This window comes from Ancylobacter sp. Lp-2 (assembly GCF_020523795.1).
Lineage (GTDB): Bacteria > Pseudomonadota > Alphaproteobacteria > Rhizobiales > Xanthobacteraceae > Ancylobacter.
In genome coordinates this window covers 1-2,314 of the sequence record NZ_JAJALI010000025.1, presented here as the reverse complement: position 1 = coordinate 2,314, position 2,314 = coordinate 1, and the positions used below count along the sequence as shown (strand labels likewise).

The following is a 2,314-nucleotide window of genomic DNA, read 5'->3' as shown; positions in this document are numbered from 1 at the left end:
AGGGAACTGTTTCCATGGCGTCTTACATTTCCGACGACCTGCGCTCGGGCGCGCTGGTCTATCACCGGCTTCCGCGTCCCGGTAAGCTCGAGATCCAGCCCACCAAGCCGCTGGCGAACCAGCGGGACCTCGCTCTGGCCTATACGCCCGGGGTGGCGGCGGTGTGCGAGGCGATCGCGGCGGACCGGGAGCTGGCGGCGGAGCTGACGGCGAAGCAGAACCTGGTGGCGGTGGTGTCGAACGGCACCGCGGTGCTGGGGCTGGGCAATATCGGCCCGGAAGCCTCCAAGCCGGTGATGGAAGGCAAGGCGGTCCTGTTCAAGAAGTTCGCCGGCATCGACGTGTTCGACATCGAGATCAACGCGCTGGAGATCGACCACGTGGTGAGCGTGGTGGCGGCGCTGGAGCCGACCTTCGGGGGCATCAACCTCGAGGACATCAAGGCGCCGGAGTGCTTCGAGATCGAGGCGCGGCTGCGCGAGAAGATGAACATCCCGGTGTTCCACGACGACCAGCACGGCACGGCGATCATCGTGGCGGCGGCGGTGGTCAACGCGCTGTTCATCGGGGCGAAGAAGATCGAGGAGGTGAAGATCGTCACCTCCGGGGCCGGGGCGGCGGCGATCGCGACGCTGAACCTGCTGGTCTCGATGGGCGCCAGGCGCGAGAACATCTTCGTCACCGACATCGAGGGCGTGGTCTATGAGGGCCGCGAGAAGCTGATGGACCCCTATAAGGGGGCCTTCGCGCAGAAGACCGAGGCGCGCACGCTCGCCGAGGTGATCGTCGGCGCCGACATCTTCATCGGCCTCTCCGCCGGCGGGGTCTTGAAGCCGGAGATGCTGAAGACGATGGGCGAGCGGCCGCTGATCATGGCGCTGGCCAACCCGACGCCGGAGATCATGCCGGACCTGGCGCGCGACGCGCGTCCGGACGCGATGATCTGCACCGGACGGTCGGACTTCCCGAACCAGGTCAACAACGTGCTGTGCTTCCCGTTCATCTTCCGCGGCGCGCTCGACGTGGCGGCGACGACGATCAACGAGGAGATGAAGATCGCGGCGGTGAACGCCATCGCCGAGCTGGCGCGCGAGACGCCGTCGGACGTGGTGGCGCGGGCCTATGGCGGGGAGACGCCGGTGTTCGGCGCGACCTCGCTGATTCCCTCGCCCTTCGACCCGCGGCTGATCCAGCGCGTGGCGCCGGCGGTGGCGAAGGCGGCGATGGAGAGCGGCGTGGCCAAGCGGCCGATCGCCGATTTCGAGGCCTATGACGAGCAGCTGGACCGCTTCGTGTTCCGCTCCGGCCTGGTGATGAAGCCGGTGTTCGCCACCGCCAAGCAGGCGCCCAAGCGGGTGATCTACGCGGAGGGCGAGGACGAGCGCATCCTGCGGGCGGCGCAGGTGGTGGTGGAGGAGGGCATCGCCCGGCCGATCCTGATCGGCCGCCCGGCGGTGATCGACACCCGCCTCGCGCGCTTCGGCCTCTCCATCAAGCCGGGCCAGGACTTCGACCTGATCAACCCGGAAGACGATCCGCGCTACCGCGACTATGTGCAGACCTATGTCGACCTGGCCGGCCGGCGCGGGGTGACGCCGGAGATCGCCCGCACGCTGGTGCGCACCACGCCGACGGTGATCGCGGCGGTGGCGATGATGCGCGGCGACGCCGACACCATGCTGTGCGGCGTCGAGGGACGCTTCCTGCGCCATCTCCGGCACATCCGCACCATCATCGGGCTGGCGCCCGGGGTGCGCGACGTCTCGGCGCTGTCGATGCTGGTGACGCAGAAGGGGGCGTTCTTCATCTGCGACACCCAGGTGTCGGCCGATCCGAGCGCCGAGGATCTCGTCGAGATGGCGATCCAGGCGGCGGGGCATGTGAAGCGCTTCGGGCTGGAGCCGCGCATCGCCATGGTGTCGCATTCGGATTTCGGCTCGCGCGACGATGCCAGCGCGCAGAAGATGCGGTTCGCCACCGAGCTGCTGCACCAGCAGGCGCCGGAGCTGATGGTGGACGGCGAGATGGAGGGCGACAGCGCCATCGTGCCGGAGATCCGCGAGCGGGTGCTGCCGGGCAGCAAGCTGCAGGGTGTGGCGAACATCCTCGTCATGCCGAACATCGACGCCGCCAACATCGCCTACCAGATGGTGAAGGTGTTCGGCGACGCGCTGCCGGTGGGGCCGATCCTGCTCGGCACCGCCAAGCCGGCGCACATCCTCACCCCCTCCGTCACCGCACGCGGCATCGTCAACATGACCGCCGTCGCCGTCGTCGAGGCGCAGGGCTAGGCACCGTTCCGGCCGGCGGGGGC

General features: G+C 68.8%; 1 protein-coding gene. It reads left to right on the top strand.

The window, feature by feature from the left end; translation table 11 throughout:
* The first annotated feature begins 14 nt into the window (after positions 1–14).
* A complete protein-coding gene (locus tag LGR54_RS25610; RefSeq protein WP_230364780.1) occupies positions 15–2,291 on the top strand; it encodes an NADP-dependent malic enzyme in 2,277 nt (758 codons plus the stop codon).
* Positions 2,292–2,314: the final 23 nt, after the last annotated feature.

Coding starts and splice junctions, on each gene's coding strand:
- LGR54_RS25610 (WP_230364780.1), top strand. CDS start 15: ATGGCGTCTTACATTTCCGACGACCTGCGCTCGGGCGCGCTGGTCTAT.